Genomic DNA, 18689 nt, shown 5'->3' with positions numbered 1-18689 from the left:
CATGCGACTTATTCCAGATCATGATGTAGATTTATTTTTAAATGGTCTACATGATCAAGCATTTAAGATTTTCGGAGCACATTTGCTCAGAAATGAAAATAATGAAATTTATGCAACAGAATATACAGTTTACGCACCTAATGCTAAAGAAGTAAGATTGATTTCATCATTTAATAATTATGAAGGATGGAAAAATGTTTTAACTAAAATACATTATCAAGGTATTTATCGTATTGAAATCCCGGGAAATCATGAATGGGCAGTATATAAATATGAAATTTATACATTTGATCATAAAGTATTAGTTAAATCTGATCCATTTGCTTATTTTGCAGAAGTAAGACCAAGTACTGGATCAAAAGTTTATGACATAGATCACTACGAGTGGAGTGATCAAAACTGGTTTTACGAAAAGAAAAAAGTTTATAAAGAACCGTTATTAATTTATGAAGTTCATATTGGATCATGGATGAGAAAATTCGGTGAATTTAAACAATATAATGAACTTGCTGATGATTTGATTAAACATGTTTTAAATCATGGATTTACACACGTTGAATTTTTACCTGTTTATGAATACCCTTTAGATGATTCTTGGGGATATCAGGGTACTGGATATTTTGCAGCTACTTCAAGATATGGCTCTCCTAAGGACTATATGTACTTAATTGATCGACTACATCAAGCAGGTATTGGTGTTATTATGGATTGGGTTTTAGGACATATTTGTAAAGATTCACATGGATTAAGTTATTTTGATGGGTCACCATTATACGAATTTAATGATGCTAAAAGAAGAGAAAATATCACATGGGGGACAAATAATTTAGATTTTTCTAAAGGTATAACACGTAGTTTTATGCTATCGGCCTTAACCTTTTGGATGGATTATTTCCATATAGATGGATATAGAATTGATGCAGTATCTTATTTAATATATTATTTAGGAAATAAAGAAGAAGGTGTCAATCACGATGCCATTAACTTCTTAAGACAATTATCTTATCATTTATTTGGTAAAGATGATAGATTCTTATTTATGGCAGAAGACTCTACGGATTATCCTCAAGTTACACATCCAGTTGATGTTGGTGGTATAGGATTTAATTACAAATGGAATATGGGTTTTATGAATGATGTCTTAAGATACTTTAAAGAAGACTCTATACATAGAAAATATCATCATGATAAAATCACTTTTGGACTTGTTTATGCATTTAATGAACAATTTGTTCTACCTTTCTCACATGATGAAGTTGTTCATATGAAAGGATCTTTAGTTAATAAAATGCCAGGTGATTATTGGCAAAAATTAGCTAATTGGAGATTACTTTTAACTTTATGGATGACGCATCCTGGTAAAAAATTATTATTTATGGGTCAAGAATTTGCATCATTTAGTGAATGGGCATTTAGAAAAGAACTTGATTGGCATCTATTAGATATCCAAGCTCACCAAGAACAAAATAGATTTTTTAAAGATTTAGCTTTAGTATATCGTCATCATGATGCATTATTTCAATATGATCATCATCCAAAAGGATTTAAATGGATTGTTGCAGATGATAAAGATCAATCTTTATTTGCTTTTGCTAGATTTTCTGATGATGAAGTGTTAATTATTATACTTAACATGACTCCAAATGTTCATCAAACTTATGATATTGGCGTTCCAAGAGCTGGAAGGTATCAAGAAATATTAAATAGTGATAAAGCAATTTATCACGGCTCTGATCAATTTAATGGAACTCAATTGCATACTAAAAAAGGCGATCGCAATGGATTTAAGTATTATATTCAACCAAAAGTAGGACCTTTTGCTGGAATTATCTTACAATTTAAAAAATAATTTTAAAAAAACAGGAAATCAACGATTTCCTGTTTTTATTATTATTATTATTATTATTTAGTTGAATCTCTTTCGATAAGTTTAACATCAATAATATCATGAAGAGAATCTAATTCAACACCTCTAATGAGTCTTGTTAAATTAATAAATGACTGTTTACCCATGAAAAAGACTGATTGATGGATAGTTGTAACTGATGGTGTTACCCATTTAGCATAAGGTGTATCATCGTAACCTACAAGAGATACATCTTGGGGAACTTTTTTGCCTAATTTTTGCAAGATGTTCAAAGTTGCGATTGCTAGAGTATCACTAAATGTGAAGATACCATCTACTGATGGATTACTCTTTAGGATTTCTTCAATAAGCTTAATATCTGGATTTAATAAGTCAAAATCAAAAATATCAGCATAAATTTTCTTAGGTTTTAAAACATTTAGAAAACCAATTGTACGTTCCATAGTCGTTAGAAGAAATGATGGACCTCTAAACACTAAAATATTTTTTGCACCTGAATCAATCAACTTATGTGCTGCAAGCCCTCCACCTTTCACATTATCTGATGTAATTGATGGAATATTTTCATCTAAGATATGATCAACTGTAACAACTGGAATTTTTAGATCTACTAGTTTATCTCTATTCGAAAAATTTGATGCTATGATAAGACCTTCAATATTGTATTGTTCAAAGAAATTAAGATACTCTAATTCTCTATCAGGATCGTCATGCGTATGACAGAAAATAATCTTATAGCCATATGCAGAAGCTTGTGACTCTATGCCTTCTAATAGTTCACCATAAAAACTAGGTCCAATGTGGGGCACAATAACACCAATAATCTTTGACGATCTTGATGTTAAAGATCTAGCAAGTTGATTAGGAATAAACCCAAGTTCTTGAATTGTTTTTTCAACAATAATTCTAGTTGCATCATGTACATATCCTTTTTTATTAATAACTCTTGAAACTGTTGAAACACTTACGTTTGCTTTTTTCGCAACATCTCTAATCGTAGATTTCATGTTTTATACTTCCTTTGATAAAATTAGGAACCCATAGGTCTCTAGTATCATTTTATCATGAATATCAATAGATTCTAAGTTTATTAAATTTTTGTATGTTCCAAAAACTTCTTTTGGTAGACTTATTTCTGTTTTATCGCCATTATTGATTAGAACTAGTATACTATCCTTTTTATCTTCTTTAGTAAAAGCTAAAATATTTGAGTCTATAAAATGATAATCATAGGCTTTAAATGAAGGATGATGATTTCTTAAAGAAATCAATGAAGAAGTAAATGTTTTAAATTCTAAATCTTGATCCTTTTTATCCCAAAGCATACAGCGTCTATTATCTGGATCATGTTCACCAGTCATACCAATTTCATCACCATAATATATATTTGGTGCTCCACTTGATAGGAACATAAGAACATAACTCAATTTCATCCGTCTGTTATCGTCGTTAAGACGTCTTTTAATGCGAACTGTGTCATGGCAACCTACAAGATTAAACATGTTCTCCATGACGTTTTTCGGTGTTTTTGCTAGATAATTAGTTACCATATCTTTAAAGGTGTTTATATCCATTTTATGTTCTAAATATTTCCAGATTGGATAACTTAAATCATAATTCATAACTGAATCTAATTGATCACCTTGTAACCAAGGTATAGATGAATCCCAGTTTTCTCCAAGGATAAACGTATCTTTTTTAGCATCTCTACTAACTTTTTTTATTTGTCTTAAAAAATCATGACTGATTTCATTAGAAACATCAAGTCTCCAACCATCTATATCAAATTCAGTAATCCAATATTTAATAACATCAAGTAAATGTTTTGATGTAATTGGATTTGAAGTATTCCATTTTGGCATATATGGGGTGAAAGCAAATGTTTTCAGATTTAATTTTTGTCCGTGGTAGTTAATAGGTTTTTGGTGTTTATTTAGTGGGAAATTAACAACAGGAAATTCATCGATATAAAAACAATCTTTATATTTACTTTTTTCTCCATTTTTAATAACATCCTGAAAGAAAGGGTGATCATATCCACAATGATTAAATACACCATCAAGCATAACTTTTATATTTCTTTTATGTGCTTGGATAACTAAGTTTTTAAAATCTTCGTTAGTTCCAAATTGAGGGTCAATTAAAAAATAATCAGTCGTATCGTATTTATGAGCAGAAGGAGATTTAAACAAAGGTGTACAGTATATACCAGTGATTCCTAATTCTTGTAAATAAGGAAGCTTTTCAATGATGCCTTTTAGGTTACCACCATATAGTTCATGATTAGTAACAGGTAGTTTACCCCAAGTCAAATTACTATTTTTTTGATCAGCATAAAAACGATCAGGGAAAATCTGATACCATATGGTATCTTTAACCCATGAAGGTGTGTTATGAAGGTCTTCATGATTCAAGTAAGGGAAATTAAAATATTCACTCAAATCAAATGTTTCGTATAATTCATTATCTTTAGATATTAATCTTGATTGTCTTGCTCCAAATAGGTATTTATCTTTGCCATCATGTAACAAAAAAGCATACTTAGTGCGCAAGTAAGGGGGTTTGATCGCAATAAAATAATAATCAAATAGATCACTTTGATATCGTTTTTCCATGATTTCTATTTGGTTTTTCCAATGAGGCAAACCGTTCTTATCACCAACCCAATTGAATGGATCACCATGGATGATTTGGACTGTATCTATATCATTTTTTGCAGTTCTTAAAACGATATGTAATGTTTCTTTATCATAGGCATAAGCGTATTCCGATTTTGCTTGATGCCATAATGCACTTTTATTCATATTCATCACCAAAATAATTATAACATAAGCATTAAAATTAAAAATATGAAACCGCTAACATTGTTACAACTCCATATTAGATATGATACAATAGAAGTAAGAAATAAAGGAGCATTTACATGCAAAAAAAATGGTGGATGGAAAGTGTTGGATATCAAATATATCCAAAAAGCTTTTATGATAGTAATCATGATGGAATTGGTGATATTAAGGGCATATATGAGAAACTAGATTACTTAAATCATCTAGGGGTAAATCTAATTTGGATATGCCCATTTTATGATTCACCTATGGATGATAATGGGTATGATGTACGAGATTTTTATAATGTATATTCTGAATTTGGAACTCTAGAAGATGTAAAAGAACTCATTACTAAAGCGCATGGATTAGGCATAAAAGTTGTAATGGATTTTGTTTTAAATCACACTTCAGATGAACATCCGTGGTTCATTGAATCTAGAAAAGCAAAAAACAACCCTTATAGAGATTACTATATTTGGCATGATGGAAAAATGGTTGATGATAAAAAAGTTGAACCAACAAACTGGGGATCATTTTTTGGTGGCAGCTGTTGGAATTATGATGAATTAACTGATAGTTATTATATGAAAATATTTTCAGATAAAATGCCAGATTTAAACTGGAAAAATCCGAAAGTTAGACAAGAAATGATTGATGTTGGTAAATGGTGGCTTGAACTTGGGATCGATGGATTTAGAATTGATGCTGTTTCGCATCTTGATAGAGCTAGACTTATAGATATAAAAAATCAAAAAGATAAGTATCCACTTGATTGGACTAAATTTTCAAATTTACCTAAAGTACACGATTATTTAAAAATTTTAAATGAATCATTATTTAAACCCTATGATGTTTTAACAATTGGTGAAGTCGGTGGTCAAGCAACCATAGAAGAAGCTAAAAAATATGCTGGATTTGAATCAAATGAGTTATCGATGGTTTTTAATTTTGATCATAATTGGTGTAACAATTTATTTGATATCACCAATCCTAAAAAATTAAAAACTAATGTTGTTGATCTTAAAAAAACATTTGATAAATGGCAAAAAGCATTTGCAACTGATGGTTGGATGCCATTAAATTGGTTAAATCATGATCAACCAAGATTAATGAGTCAATATGGAGATTATAAATATCCTTTAGAATCTGGGAAAATGCTTGCTACTGCGCTTCATATGATGCGAGGTACTCCATTTGTTTATCAAGGTGAAGAAATAGGAATGACAAATTATCCATTTGAAGATGTTAATGACTTTGATGATATTTCATCAAGAGCTACTTATATTTATGAATTAGAAAAAACTCCTGATGATCCTGTTAGAGCATTAAAAGTTGCTTCATTAAGATCTAGAGATAATGCAAGAACTGCAATGCAATGGTCAAAAGATTTATATGGTGGGTTTTCATTAGAAGAACCAAAAATATCAAATAATAGAAACTATAAAAGAATTAATGTAGCAAGTCAACTAAACAATAATAATTCTTTATTAAATCACTATAAGAAACTCATAGATTTAAGAAGATTTAGTGCGTACAAAGATATCATAACTTATGGAGCTTATGAACAAATAGATATTGAAAATGAAGATTTATATATTTATAAAAGAATACTTGATGATAAAGTTTTACTTATCATCAACTCGTTTAGTAAAAAAAAGTTAACATATGATATGAGTCATTTTGAAATAACAAATATTGTCATTTCTAATTATAAAGATCAAAAATTAAAAAACAAAACACTTATACTAAGAGCATTCGAATCAATCGTATTCGAAATAAAGGAGTCATTATGAGAAGAAGTGGAATACTGTGTCACATATCAAGTTTACCAAGTCCATATGGTATAGGTACTTACGGGAAAGCAGCATATGATTTTGTTGACTTTTTAGTTAAATCAAAACAATCTTATTGGCAAATATTGCCTTTAGGACCAACGTCCTATGGTGATTCACCATATCAAACTTTTTCAGCATTTGCTAACAATCCATATTTTATTGATTTAGATTTATTGGTTGAAGAAAAACTAATTGATAAATCTGATATTATAGCAACTTTTGATAGCCCTAGATATATTGATTATAGTGATTTATATGAACAAAGATTTGATATATTGAAAATTGCATTTAACCATTTTAACCAAAGTGATGAAGCATACAAAAAATTCTTAATAAAAGAAAATGATTGGTTATATGATTATTCATTATTCATGGCTTTAAAATTATTCCATAAAGGTAAATCTTGGCTTCATTGGGATGATGAAATAAGACTAAGAAATGAAAAATCGTTAGATTATTATCGTGGATTACTAAAAGAAGATATTGAATTCTATCAATTTCTTCAATTTAAAGCATATCAACAATGGGCTCATTTAAAAACATATGCAAATAAACATAACATTGAAATTGTAGGAGATATGCCTATTTATGTGTCTTATGATAGTAGCGATGTATGGGCAAACCCTAAAATGTTTGATCTTGACAATGAAAGATTGCCATTACATGTAGCAGGAGTACCACCAGATAATTATGCACTAGATGGTCAATTATGGGGGAATCCTTTATATAATTGGGATGTCTTAGAAAAAAATCAATTTGCTTGGTGGATTAAACGTGTTAAATCATCAATGGAATTATTTGATATGATTAGAATTGATCATTTTATTGGATTTGTTAATTATTTTAGTATCAAATACGGAGAAAAAACAGCTAGAAATGGTCAATGGAAAAAAGGTCCTGGTAAAATATTTTTTGATGCAATAAAAAAAGAATTAGGCGAAGTAAATATTATTGCAGAGGATTTAGGTGTCTTAACTGATGATGTAAGAAAACTAGTAAAAGATACAGGATTCCCAGGTATGAAATTGTTACAATTTGCTTTTGATTCAAGAGAAGAAAATGATTATATTCCTCACCTATATCCAACAAATGTTATTGCATATACAGGAACTCATGACAATTTAACAACAGCTTCTTGGTTTGAAACTTTGAAAGAAGACGATTTAAAATATTGCTTAGATTATATTAATCATCAAGGTATTGGTTCACCGGTAGATAGCCTTATAAAGACAACTTTAGCTTGTGTAGCTGAAACTGCAATTATTCCTATTCAAGATTATTTACATCTTAAGGATGAAGGTAGAATGAATATTCCTTCAACTCTAGGAAACAATTGGCGCTGGCGATTAGTTAAAAATGAAATAAATGATGAACTTGCTAAAAAAATAAAAGGCTATACTGAATTGTATGGTAGAGTTTATGAGAAAAAGGATAGCTAAACTATCCTTTTTTTATGCGATAATTTATAATAACAAGTGCAACACTAAAGAAAAATAAAAAAGTTCATAGATTCCTATATAATGTAAGTGACCAAACAAACACAAAAGGAGAAACTATGAACTACATACATCTTACCATAGAAGAAAGAACTTGTATATATCAGTTATGGCTCTCAGGGGTGAGCATTAGACAAATTAGCAAAGCAGTAAAAAGAAGTCCTAGTACAATATCTAGGGAGTTAAAGAGGAATGAATGTGGATATCGCTATAAATACTTACCTCATATTGCGCAAAAGAAATATGAAAAGCGTCGAATCAAATGTCATAGACCAGTAAAAATATGTCCATTTATCAAAAAGTACATTGAAGATAAACTAAATCAACAATGGTCACCAGAGCAAATAGCAAAACGAAAAAATGGACAACCTGAAAATTCCCCTTGTTTTTCAACTATCTATAGATGGATACATAAAAAATATCTTATACGAGGAGAGATATGGAGATTGAGACGAAAAGGTAAATTCAAACGACCTGCAGAAACAAGAGGTCGCTTCAACATAGGTAAAACAATAAAAAAACGTCCTAAAGAGGTCTATAAGAGACATACGTTAGGACATTGGGAAGCCGATACTGTGGAATCTGGAAGAGTGAATTTTCAACGAAAAAGCAAGTATTGTTTCGTAACACTTGCCGAGCGTAAATCAAGACTGTACCTTGTTAAACTACTACCCGATAGAACAAGCGAGAATGTTACAGCAGCTATTATTGAATTACTATCACAATTCCCACCTGAATTAGTGAAAACAATCACATGTGATCGCGGTAAAGAATTTGCTAAATATAAAGATATTGAAGAAAGTTTAAATTGTCAGATGTATTTCACTGATCCTTACTGTGCATGGCAAAAAGGAACTAATGAAAATTCAAATGGTTTATTAAGAGAATACTATCCAAAGGGTATGGATCTTTCACAAACTAACGATGTAGAAGTACTTAATGTATTAACTCGTCTAAATAATAGACCTAGAAAATGCATCAACTTTAAAACTCCATTAGAAGTGATCAATGAATCTTATGATGCGTTGCACTTGAATTGACAAATTATCATGCAAAAAAAGACCCAAGGGTCTTTTATTTAACTAAAACTCTTTTTAAAAATGTTTGTGTTCGAACTTCTTTTGGCTTGTTAAATAATTGAGTAGGTTCACCAATTTCTATGATTTCACCCTCGGCCATAAAAATAACTCGATCAGATACATCTTTAGCAAAATTCATTTCATGTGTAACAATAACCATAGTCATACCTTGATTTGCAAGATTTCTCATAACTTGTAAAACCTCACCGACCATTTCAGGATCTAATGCACTTGTTGGTTCATCAAAAAGCATGACATCAGGATTCATCGCAAGTGCTCTTGCAATTGCAACTCTTTGTTTTTGACCACCTGATAATTGATTTGGATAACTATCGATTTTATCACTTAGCCCTACTTGATTTAATAAAGAAGCACCAAGCTCTTTTGCTTTTTCATCTGACATTTTTAATACTAATTTTGGAGACAAGGTTATATTTTCTAGAACACTTAAATGAGGGAATAAATTAAATGATTGAAAAACCATTCCCATTTTTTCGCGTAATTGATTGATATTCTTGTCCTTTATATGTAATGCTTCCCCTTTAAAGAATACATTACCAGAAGTTGGAACTTCCATAAGATTCATACATCTTAATAACGTAGATTTGCCTGAGCCTGATGGCCCTATAATAGTAACAACTTCGCCTTTGTTGACTGATATATTTACGCCATTTAATGCATGAATATTGTCATTAAATGTTTTGTATAAATTATTGACGACAATGATTTGATTATCTTTGGTCTGCATAACGTAATCTCCTTTCAACACGGTTCATAAGCTTAGATAATGGGAATGTTAGTGCTAAATATAATAATCCTGCTACAATATATAATTCAGTTACAGCTGGTGAACTAGACTTTATGATACCCACTTGATACATTAATTCAGCTATACCTAAATACATAAAAATAGAAGTTTCTTTAATAATAGTAACAAACTCATTTCCAAGAGAAGGGAATATATTTTTGATTGCTTGAGGCAAAACCACTTTAAACATTGTTTGACCTTGAGATAAACCAAGTGATCTTGCGGCCTCAGTTTGACCCTTATCTACAGCTAAAATACCACCTCTTATAATTTCTGAAATATATGCAGAACTATTAATTAATAAAGCAACCAATCCAGGAATGAAGCTCCCCATATCCATACCACCAATTAAAAACAATGGGATATTTAATATTTGATAGATAAGCAAAACTTGTACAAGCATAGGTGTTCCACGGATGATTTCTACATAAAACACTGCAGGAGATGATATAAACTTATTCTTCGACAATCTCATAAAGGCAGGTATAAGAGCAAGTATACTACCAAAAACAACTGCTAAAAAAGCAAGGATTAAGGTCAACATAAGACCTTGAAGTAGTAAACTTAAACTATACCAATCAAATAAGAAGGAAAAGTTTAAGAAAATAATCATGATAAAGAAAACTCATCTAGCCAAGTTGTGATACTACCATCAGCTAATAAGTCGTCAATCACTTCATTGATTGTATTTAATAATTCAGTATTCCCTTTTTGTACTCCAACTGCGTTTCCTTCATATCCTTCAAGTGAATCAAGATAGATTTTAACGAAATCTTCATAACCACTATTCATTTGAGTTGTAGCAACTTCATCTTCAGTAAATAAAGCATCAATTTGCTTATTATCTAAATTGTTTAATAACTCTTTTAAATCTTGAATGATCTTAGCAGTTGCATTTGGTGTAAAAATTTCTGCAAATTCTTGTTGAATAGAACCAGTTTGTGCACCTACTCTTACAGTTGTTTGATTTAAATCTTCTATAGATTGATAAAGATCAACATTATCTTTATGAACTAAAACAACTTGTAAAATACTTTCTTCAGTGTAATAAGATTTTGAAAAATCAATAATTTCTTTTCTTGAAGGTGTTGGTGTAATGCCAGCGATAATAAAATCAATTTTGCCTGATCTAACATCTTCCACAAGAAAATCAAAACCTTTATGAACAACTCTTAAATTTTTATTTAAGCGATTTGCAATTGCTTTTGCAATTTCAATATCTACACCAACTACAGTGTTTTTCCCATCATCACCTTGAACAATATTTTCATAAGGTGGATAATCTGCAGAAGTTGCCATAGTTACAAAGTCATCATAACTTTCATCTAAAATGAATTCAAAAACATTTGAACTGTTTGAACATCCATTTGCTAAGATTAAAATAAATCCAATACTCAATACTAATAAGAACTTTTTCATTTTTATTTTCTCCTTTTTCTACAAAAAAAAGCCACTGGTGGCCTTGTCCATAGTTATACTCAAGAGCAATTGCCCTATCTTGGAAGTAGCCATACTTTTTTATTGATGAAGTCATTGTAACACAACATGAAAATAACACAATACTTTTTTTAGAAAAAAGATAAAGTAAACGTTATCATTACAAAATATCACATAATACTTTGAACATCAAAAAATAAATGTGTTTACAATTGACAAAAATAAAAAAATATCTTATAATAAGCATGCTATATAAAGGAGGATTATACTATGGTATTTGCACGTGTTAAAGAAATGATTGTTGAAGAACTAAGTGTAGAAGCAGAAAAGGTAACTCTAGAATCAAGATTATCAGAAGATTTAGGAGCGGATTCAATTGATGCAGTTGAACTTATCATGAATATCGAAGATGAATTTAATATTCAAGTAAGCGACGAAGATGCTCAAAATTTGAAAACCGTTGGAGATTTAGTTAAGTATATTGAAGCAAGTAAGTAAAAAAATAAGGGTTATATTATATATGCCCTTTTTTTATTGGAAAAATTACGGTTTTTAGTTATAATAGATGTAAGTGAAAGAGGTATCGACATATGTATTATGATTATAAAGAAAAAGAAAAGAAATGGCAGGATTACTGGCATGAAAATAAACTCTTTAAAACACAAGAAGATCGTTTTAAGGAAAAGTACTATGTTTTAGATATGTTTCCATATCCAAGCGCAAACGGCCTTCATGTTGGACATATTGAAGGATATACAGCAACTGATATCATCAGTCGTTTTAAACGTATGCAAGGATATAACGTCTTACATCCTATGGGTTGGGATGCTTTTGGGCTTCCAGCTGAACAATATGCATTATCAACCGGTAAAGATCCTAGAGAATTTACATATCAAAATATAGGTAATTTTAAACGTCAAATCATTGAAGCAGGTAAAGGTATTGATTGGGATAGAGAATTTGCGACTGCAGATCCTGGTTACTTTAAGTGGACTCAATGGATATTTAAAAAGATGTATGAAAAAGGATTAGCTGTACTAAAAGATGTTGAAGTCAATTGGTGTGAAGGATTAGGTACTGTTTTAGCAAATGATGAGATTGAACTTGTCGATGGGAAAATGGTTTCTGAAAGAGGCGGATATCCTGTAGCTAAAAAAGCGATGAGACAATGGGTTTTAAGAATTACAGAATATGCAGATCGTTTATTAGAAGATTTAGATATGTTGGATTGGCCAGAACATCTAAAAGAGATGCAAAGAAACTGGATTGGCAAATCTGATGGATCCATGATGACTTTTAAAGTTGATCAATCTGATCAAGCATTTGAAGTATTCACTACAAGACCAGATACTATATATGGCGCAACTTATTGTGTGCTTGCACCAGAACATCCACTTGTATTAGAAATAACAAGTGAAGATGAAATAAAGTCAGTTAAAGAATATATTAATATAACTAAACAAAAAACAGAAATTGATCGTTCAATGGATAAATCAAAAACAGGCGTCTTTACAGGTGCTTATGCGATTAATCCGTTAAATCAAAGAAAAGTTCCTATTTGGATTTCTGATTATGTACTTCCACAATATGGAACAGGCGCAGTTATGGCTGTACCGGCACATGATGAAAGAGATTTCGAATTTGCTCAAAAATTTGGATTAGACATTATTGAAGTTGTTCGTGGAGATGCAGAAGGTGCATACACAGGTGATGGTATTCATTTTAACAGTGGCATCATTGATGGCCTTAATAATGAAGATGCTAAATATAAGATTGTAGAATATCTTGAAAAAACAAAACAAGGTTATCTACATTCAACTTATCGCTTAAGAGACTGGGTATTTTCAAGACAAAGATATTGGGGAGAACCATTTCCAGTTATTTTTGATGAAGAAGAAGGCATTCACCTTTTAAACGATGAGGATCTTCCACTTGAATTACCGATATTAAAAAATATTAGACCTAGTGGTACTGGAGAATCGCCTCTTGCTAATGCTTATGATTGGCTACATATTAAATATGATGGAATAAATGGTAGAAGAGATACCAATACAATGCCACAATTAGCAGGTAGTTCATGGTATTTTATGGGCTATATCTTAAAAAATCATTTATCAATGGTTCCCCTAGATTCTGATGAAGCTAAAGTCTTGTTGGATAAATGGTTACCAGTAGATTTATATGTAGGTGGGACTGAACATGCGGTTGGACATTTATTATATGCACGTTTTTGGACTAAATTTTTATATGATTTAGGACTTGTTTCACATAAAGAACCATTTAAGAAATTGTTCAATCAAGGTATGATATTAGGCGATGACCATTCTAAAATGAGTAAATCTAAAGGAAATGTTATTAATCCTGATGATATCATTGAATCACATGGAGCTGATGCACTTCGTTTATATGAAATGTTTATGGGCCCTTTAGAATCTGAGAAACCATGGTCAACAGAAAGTTTAAATGGCGCAAAGAAATTTTTAGATAGAGTTTGGCGCATGTTTGAATTTGATATTGTCTCTGATGAAGTATTAGAATTAAGAACTATATATCATCAAAGCGTTAAAAAGGTAACTGATGATTATGAAAAACTAGCATTTAATACCGCAATTAGTCAAATGATGATCTTTGTGAATGAAGTTTATAAAGTACAAAAGATTTCTAAAGAGCAAGCAAGAGGTTTTATTAAATTACTGAATCCAATTGCACCTCATTTAACAGAAGAGATTAATCAAAGTATATTAAAACAAAATGAACAATTGATATATTCAGATTGGCCAACTTATAAAGAATCATATTTGGTTGTTGATGAAATAGAATTTGTTGTTCAAATCAATGGTAAACTAAGAGCTAAATTTATTGATAGTAGAAAAATCACACAAGAAGAACTTAAAGCAAAAGCTTTGGCTGAAGAAAATGTTGTGAGACATTTAGAAGGTCTTACCATTAGAAAAGTAATAGTCATCAAAGGAAAACTAGTAAATATTGTTGCAAACTAGATAAAGGTGCTCATTTGAGCATCTTTTTTTGTTTTGTATGTTCTTTTTTTACCTTTAAGGCAAACAAGTGATAAAATAAAGTTAGCAAAAACACCAATAAAATTGAGTCGTTGTTTGTATATACAGTGTAAGGGGATAATTATGGATCACAATATGGATACATTCATTCATGCATTTAAAGAAAAAGATTATCAAGGATTTGATGAATTTTATACGCTTACGAATAGAAAAGTTTACTTTGCAATTATATCTATTGTTAAAGATGATGAGATTGCAGCAGATTTATTGCAAGACACGTACATGAATTTTTTAAATAAAATTGATCAATTCAAGATGGGATCAAATGTATTTGCGTATCTTTCGAGAATCGGAAGAAATTTAAGTATAAATTATTATAACAAGTATAAAAAAGAAATTCATTCTGATATCCTATTAGAAAATATGGTATCAACTGAAGGTGTTAATCAAGAAGCAGAACTTGATATCTTGAAAATTCTTAATTATTTAAATCAAGATCAAAGAGAAGTTGTCGTATTACACGTCATTAACAATTTTAAATTTCGAGAAGTAGCAGATATTATGGATAAACCATTAGGAACAGTTTTATGGATATATAATAAAGCAATAACGATATTAAAAGAGAAAGTAGGTGTTTCATATGAATAAAAAAAATCTAATCACACTCATTAAAACTAAAGCAGATGAAAAACAAATACCTAATTTTTCTGCTCAAATCATAGAAAAAGTTGAAAATCAAAATGTATTTGTAAAGCAAGAAGTTTCAATTATTAAAAAGACAAATAGATTTAAACCACTTTATGCATCACTTACTACAGTATTTGGATTGTTAATATTATTTTTAGCTTTCTCAGTTGTAAGATCAAATAACGTTGATTTATTTGCTGATTCAAATTTTAGTGATTCAGTTGTATTATCAACAATCGCAACTGTAAATTATATTGAACAAACAGAAGTGTTAGCTTTAGATGATAGTTATACGATACTATTAGCAGATGAACAAACTGATGATTTAATAGAAGGTCAAATCGATGATGTCGTATCATATGCTAAGTTTATGGAAGTTTTATTAAACAACGGTGATGATTATCAAAAAGAAATCGAAAAATCAGATATTGATGGCTATGAAAAAATGATAACTTATAAACTTAATAATCTTTCTGATGAAGAAATGATTTATCAATTATACTATAATGAAGGCATCAATTTGAACAAGAACACATATCAAGTTGAAGGATTATTAAAATATGGAGATAATGATTATCAAATAGCAATAGAAGGTTCATTTGATGAAAAACAATATACATTAACATATCAACATAGTGAACAAAATTATATTGATGTTAATTACCAAGTCGAAAATCAAAACCAAAAATTATCTATAATGGTATATAAAAATAATGTATTAGATCAAGAAGTAGCAATAGAATATGATGATTATGAATCTGCAACTTTGAGCTATATGAAAGGTCAAACTAAGGGTACATATCAATTTGAAATTGAAACAAGTGATAATACTAAAGGAATGAAAGTTAATTATAGTATTGGCACAAGTGATAGTGGATCTATTGAATTTGGTTTATCTGATGATGATCAAAAAGGATATATTTTAAATATTAATCCAGATAATAGAGAATCTTTCATGATGGAAAAAGAAAGACCAAGTATGCCAAATCATGGAAAAGGACAACAAAATAATTAAAAAAGTAAAAAAAGCCAATAAAAGTTCAGTCTCACTTGTATATAGAGTGAACAAGGAGGAATTAAAAAATGAAAAAAATTAAATTTGTATTAAGTTTTATTGTATTATTCGCGGTTGTGGCAACCATTATGGGATGTGAAGCAACACTAGAGGCAGCAGAAACCACTTATGTAACTATAGATATTAATCCAAGTGTTGAATTAATTGTTTCATCTAACGATAAAGTAATTGAAGCTAACGCTTTAAATGAAGATGCAGAAGTATTACTTTCTGGACTTGACTTAATCGGGATGGATTTAGACGAAGCTGTAGACTTAATTATAGCAACCTCAATTGAACTAGGATATATTTCAGTTGATGAAGATGTAGAAACATATGTTTCAGTTTCAGCTATTTCATGTGATGAAGCTCTACAAGAACGTATTAAAGCAAGTGTTAAAGAACATATCAATAACGCATTTGAATCAAGAGGTATGTTAGGTAGATCTCAAGAAAAGACTTTTGACCAAGCATTTATTGATGAAGCAGCAAGTTTTGGTGTAACACCAGAATTTCTATTCTTAGCTTATAAAGTTGTTGAACTAAGTGATGATTATACATTAGAACAAGCAGTTTTATTAACAGATGAAGAAGTATTTGCAATTATTGAATTAGCAAGAGCTGAAAATCAAGGATTAGTATTAGAACTAAGAAATCAATTTTTCGAAGACAGAGATGCAAAATTTGAATATTATCTTCCACAAATTCAAAGCTTAGAAGCTCAAATAGTAGTTGTTGAAGAACAAATAGCAGCATTAGAAGAAACTGAAGATCAAACAGAACTTTTAGCAACATTAGATGACTTAAATGCTCAACTCGTAGCATTACAAGATGAATTTCATGGTGAAGTTGCAGCCTTAAGAGAACAATTTCAAGCAGAAAGAAGTGTCTATCAAAATCAATTTGCTCAAGAAAGACAACAAAGAAGAGAACAACATCAAGAACAAGTAAACCAATTCCAACAAGAAATGGAAGACCGTTGTGATCGTATGCAAGACCGTGTCGATGAATTTCAAGGCAATGCAAACGATAATGGATCAACATCTAGTAACAAATCATAATCCCCTTTATGATTAATTAATAAAAAGAACTTATCTCTAAGGAGTAAGTTCTTTTTTGTATATACAAAGCAGATAAGGGGGTCTATTCTCTTGATAAGGAAGATATGTTTTTAATACCTTATATTGATTTTGATCAAGTGTTGAAAGGAATAAATGAATCGCTTTACTTTCTTCATAACCTTCGTTATGCCCTTTATAAACTACCATAAAGACCATACCATTGTCTTGTAAATGCTTTAATACTTTAGTTAAGGATTTGACTGTCGTATTTTTTTTAGTTGTAATCTCTTTGTTGCCATTAGGCAGATATCCTAGATTATAAACAACGTATTTAAATGCTTTAACATGAGTTAATACATTGTTATGATTGGCTAATATAAGCTTATAATTTTGTAATCCGCTTTCTTCCATTCTTTTTTTAGTATGCTCTAGAGCAATTTCTTGAATATCAAATGCGTAAACAAATTTAGAGATACCCGCTAAGAACAAAGTATCATATCCATTTCCCATTGTCATATCTATGACTATATCTTGATCTGTAATATAGTGTTTCATATAGACGTGTGCAATATCAAGTAATTGATGATCTCTCATAATAATCTCCTTGAAATAGATTTAATGCTCTCATTTTTTTATCAATTTCGTTTGTAACAACAAATTTTTTCTTAGTCCATGTAGGAGCAATTAACATAGATGTTGGTGAATCTCCAGTTAATCTATGGATAATGATATCTTTTCTTAACCATAAAATTTGATCTACAGTGATATCAACATAAGAAGTTAAGCTAAGAATGTCCCATGGTTCTTTTTTATAATCATAACCCATTTTAGTTTTTTCCATGATGTGGAGCATATGTATTTTAATACCTTGAATATCCAAAGTATTCACATGTTTAATGGTTTCTATCATCATCTCTTTTGTTTCAAAAGGGAGTCCGTTAATGATATGCACAACGACTTCGATATTTCTTTTTCTTAATTTTTTTACTGCATCATCAAAGCATTGTAAATCATGGGCTCTATTTATTAATATCGATGTTTTTTCATGAATGGATTGTAAGCCTAATTCGATTTGAACTGGCATTCTTTTATTTAAGTCTTCTAAATAGTTTAAGACATCATCAGGAAGGCAATCTGGACGGGTTCCAATGGATATCATGACGATATTAGGATCAAGTGTAATGGCTTCTTCATAGAGCTCTTTAAGTCTATCTAGGGGAGCATGTGTATTGGTGTTAGCTTGAAAATATGCGATATAATAGCCATCTTTCCATTTTAGTTGCATCATATCTTTGATATGATCAAATTGTAGTTTTAAACTTTCTTTTTTATTACCAGCAAAATCTCCACTACCCATAAAAGAACAAAATGTACAACCACCGGTTGCAACCGTTCCATCGATGTTTGGACACGTAAAGCCACCATTAAGTGCTATTTTATAGACTTTTTTGTGGTATTTGTTTTTATAATAATTATTTAGTGTATTGTAATGCTTCTCATGATTCATTAAATTCATATTT

General features: G+C 30.1%; 16 protein-coding genes. 9 read left to right on the top strand and 7 right to left on the bottom strand.

Going from position 1 to position 18689, the window contains the following annotated elements; all coding sequences use genetic code 11:
* Nucleotide 1 precedes the first annotated feature (1 nt).
* Nucleotides 2-1849 (top strand): 1,4-alpha-glucan branching protein GlgB, encoded by a 1848-nt coding sequence (gene glgB, locus MPAN_RS06725; protein WP_176239950.1) that lies wholly within the window; start codon nucleotides 2-4, stop codon nucleotides 1847-1849.
* 53 nt (nucleotides 1850-1902) lie between these two features.
* Here glgB and MPAN_RS06720 read toward each other — a convergent pair whose 3' ends face one another.
* Nucleotides 1903-2874: a LacI family DNA-binding transcriptional regulator gene (locus MPAN_RS06720; RefSeq protein ID WP_176239951.1), complete on the bottom strand. Its 972-nt coding sequence runs from the start codon at nucleotides 2872-2874 to the stop codon at nucleotides 1903-1905.
* A 3-nt stretch (nucleotides 2875-2877) separates the two neighbouring features.
* On the bottom strand, nucleotides 2878-4671 hold the full coding sequence (locus MPAN_RS06715) for a glycoside hydrolase family 13 protein (RefSeq protein WP_176239952.1): 1794 nt from the start codon (nucleotides 4669-4671) through the stop codon (nucleotides 2878-2880).
* A 119-nt stretch (nucleotides 4672-4790) separates the two neighbouring features.
* Here MPAN_RS06715 and MPAN_RS06710 point away from each other — a divergent pair, with 119 nt between their 5' ends.
* From MPAN_RS06710 to MPAN_RS06700, 3 genes are all read left to right on the top strand, one after another.
* Nucleotides 4791-6488 (top strand): alpha-glucosidase, encoded by a 1698-nt coding sequence (locus MPAN_RS06710; RefSeq protein WP_176239953.1) that lies wholly within the window; start codon nucleotides 4791-4793, stop codon nucleotides 6486-6488.
* Nucleotides 6485-7969 carry a 4-alpha-glucanotransferase gene (gene malQ, locus MPAN_RS06705; protein WP_176239954.1) on the top strand — a complete coding sequence of 495 codons (1485 nt, stop codon included), beginning with the start codon at nucleotides 6485-6487 and terminating at the stop codon, nucleotides 7967-7969. The genes MPAN_RS06710 and malQ overlap by 4 nt, the downstream gene beginning before the upstream one ends.
* Nucleotides 7970-8085: 116 nt before the next feature.
* Nucleotides 8086-9066, top strand: a complete 981-nt coding sequence (locus MPAN_RS06700) for an IS30 family transposase (RefSeq protein ID WP_176238760.1) — start codon at nucleotides 8086-8088, stop codon at nucleotides 9064-9066.
* 34 nt (nucleotides 9067-9100) lie between these two features.
* On the opposite strand, the gene MPAN_RS06695 is transcribed toward MPAN_RS06700, so the two are convergent.
* From MPAN_RS06695 to MPAN_RS06685, 3 genes are read right to left on the bottom strand one after another with little or no spacing between them, the layout of a single operon-like run.
* Nucleotides 9101-9832 (bottom strand): amino acid ABC transporter ATP-binding protein, encoded by a 732-nt coding sequence (locus tag MPAN_RS06695; RefSeq protein WP_176238974.1) that lies wholly within the window; start codon nucleotides 9830-9832, stop codon nucleotides 9101-9103.
* A gap of 4 nt (nucleotides 9833-9836) precedes the next feature.
* Nucleotides 9837-10526 carry an amino acid ABC transporter permease gene (locus MPAN_RS06690; protein WP_176238761.1) on the bottom strand — a complete coding sequence of 230 codons (690 nt, stop codon included), beginning with the start codon at nucleotides 10524-10526 and terminating at the stop codon, nucleotides 9837-9839.
* Nucleotides 10523-11332 (bottom strand): transporter substrate-binding domain-containing protein, encoded by an 810-nt coding sequence (locus MPAN_RS06685; RefSeq protein WP_176238762.1) that lies wholly within the window; start codon nucleotides 11330-11332, stop codon nucleotides 10523-10525. The genes MPAN_RS06690 and MPAN_RS06685 overlap by 4 nt, the downstream gene beginning before the upstream one ends.
* 288 nt (nucleotides 11333-11620) lie before the next feature.
* Here MPAN_RS06685 and acpP point away from each other — a divergent pair, with 288 nt between their 5' ends.
* The 5 genes from acpP (at nucleotide 11621) to MPAN_RS06660 (ending at nucleotide 17169) form a co-directional block, all read left to right on the top strand.
* The gene (gene acpP, locus MPAN_RS06680) at nucleotides 11621-11848 is read left to right on the top strand and encodes an acyl carrier protein (protein ID WP_176238763.1); all 228 of its coding nucleotides are present in this window, start codon (nucleotides 11621-11623) and stop codon (nucleotides 11846-11848) included.
* Nucleotides 11849-11940: 92 nt separating this feature from the next.
* Nucleotides 11941-14349, top strand: a complete 2409-nt coding sequence (gene leuS, locus MPAN_RS06675; protein WP_176238764.1) for a leucine--tRNA ligase — start codon at nucleotides 11941-11943, stop codon at nucleotides 14347-14349.
* A gap of 141 nt (nucleotides 14350-14490) precedes the next feature.
* Nucleotides 14491-15015: an RNA polymerase sigma factor gene (locus MPAN_RS06670; protein WP_176238765.1), complete on the top strand. Its 525-nt coding sequence runs from the start codon at nucleotides 14491-14493 to the stop codon at nucleotides 15013-15015.
* Nucleotides 15008-16069 (top strand): hypothetical protein, encoded by a 1062-nt coding sequence (locus tag MPAN_RS06665; protein WP_176238766.1) that lies wholly within the window; start codon nucleotides 15008-15010, stop codon nucleotides 16067-16069. The genes MPAN_RS06670 and MPAN_RS06665 overlap by 8 nt, the downstream gene beginning before the upstream one ends.
* A 68-nt stretch (nucleotides 16070-16137) precedes the next feature.
* Nucleotides 16138-17169 (top strand): anti-sigma-I factor RsgI family protein, encoded by a 1032-nt coding sequence (locus MPAN_RS06660; RefSeq protein WP_176238767.1) that lies wholly within the window; start codon nucleotides 16138-16140, stop codon nucleotides 17167-17169.
* A 36-nt stretch (nucleotides 17170-17205) separates the two neighbouring features.
* Here the strand turns inward: MPAN_RS06660 and MPAN_RS06655 are convergent, their stop codons facing one another.
* Both MPAN_RS06655 and MPAN_RS06650 read right to left on the bottom strand, forming a co-directional pair.
* On the bottom strand, nucleotides 17206-17763 hold the full coding sequence (locus MPAN_RS06655) for a tRNA (mnm(5)s(2)U34)-methyltransferase (RefSeq protein ID WP_176238768.1): 558 nt from the start codon (nucleotides 17761-17763) through the stop codon (nucleotides 17206-17208).
* Nucleotides 17741-18685 carry a TIGR01212 family radical SAM protein gene (locus tag MPAN_RS06650; RefSeq protein ID WP_176238769.1) on the bottom strand — a complete coding sequence of 315 codons (945 nt, stop codon included), beginning with the start codon at nucleotides 18683-18685 and terminating at the stop codon, nucleotides 17741-17743. The genes MPAN_RS06655 and MPAN_RS06650 overlap by 23 nt, the downstream gene beginning before the upstream one ends.
* Between the last annotated feature and the right edge of the window lie 4 nt (nucleotides 18686-18689).

The organism is Mariniplasma anaerobium, from assembly GCF_016865445.1.
In the GTDB taxonomy this organism is placed as follows: domain Bacteria; phylum Bacillota_I; class Bacilli_A; order Acholeplasmatales; family Acholeplasmataceae; genus Mariniplasma; species Mariniplasma anaerobium.
Note: the sequence above shows the minus strand (reverse complement) of the source record. Positions and strands in the feature narration are given on the sequence as shown.

What these genes read in the sequence shown, in the direction of transcription:
- MPAN_RS06690 (WP_176238761.1), bottom strand. Translation starts at nt 10,526, where the DNA reads ATGATTATTTTCTTAAACTTTTCCTTCTTATTTGATTGGTATAGTTTA.
- glgB (WP_176239950.1), top strand. Translation starts at nt 2, where the DNA reads ATGCGACTTATTCCAGATCATGATGTAGATTTATTTTTAAATGGTCTA.
- MPAN_RS06685 (WP_176238762.1), bottom strand. Translation starts at nt 11,332, where the DNA reads ATGAAAAAGTTCTTATTAGTATTGAGTATTGGATTTATTTTAATCTTA.
- malQ (WP_176239954.1), top strand. Translation starts at nt 6,485, where the DNA reads ATGAGAAGAAGTGGAATACTGTGTCACATATCAAGTTTACCAAGTCCA.
- MPAN_RS06715 (WP_176239952.1), bottom strand. Translation starts at nt 4,671, where the DNA reads ATGAATAAAAGTGCATTATGGCATCAAGCAAAATCGGAATACGCTTAT.
- acpP (WP_176238763.1), top strand. Translation starts at nt 11,621, where the DNA reads ATGGTATTTGCACGTGTTAAAGAAATGATTGTTGAAGAACTAAGTGTA.
- MPAN_RS06650 (WP_176238769.1), bottom strand. Translation starts at nt 18,685, where the DNA reads ATGAATTTAATGAATCATGAGAAGCATTACAATACACTAAATAATTAT.
- MPAN_RS06660 (WP_176238767.1), top strand. Translation starts at nt 16,138, where the DNA reads ATGAAAAAAATTAAATTTGTATTAAGTTTTATTGTATTATTCGCGGTT.
- MPAN_RS06665 (WP_176238766.1), top strand. Translation starts at nt 15,008, where the DNA reads ATGAATAAAAAAAATCTAATCACACTCATTAAAACTAAAGCAGATGAA.
- MPAN_RS06655 (WP_176238768.1), bottom strand. Translation starts at nt 17,763, where the DNA reads ATGAGAGATCATCAATTACTTGATATTGCACACGTCTATATGAAACAC.
- MPAN_RS06700 (WP_176238760.1), top strand. Translation starts at nt 8,086, where the DNA reads ATGAACTACATACATCTTACCATAGAAGAAAGAACTTGTATATATCAG.
- leuS (WP_176238764.1), top strand. Translation starts at nt 11,941, where the DNA reads ATGTATTATGATTATAAAGAAAAAGAAAAGAAATGGCAGGATTACTGG.
- MPAN_RS06670 (WP_176238765.1), top strand. Translation starts at nt 14,491, where the DNA reads ATGGATCACAATATGGATACATTCATTCATGCATTTAAAGAAAAAGAT.
- MPAN_RS06720 (WP_176239951.1), bottom strand. Translation starts at nt 2,874, where the DNA reads ATGAAATCTACGATTAGAGATGTTGCGAAAAAAGCAAACGTAAGTGTT.
- MPAN_RS06710 (WP_176239953.1), top strand. Translation starts at nt 4,791, where the DNA reads ATGCAAAAAAAATGGTGGATGGAAAGTGTTGGATATCAAATATATCCA.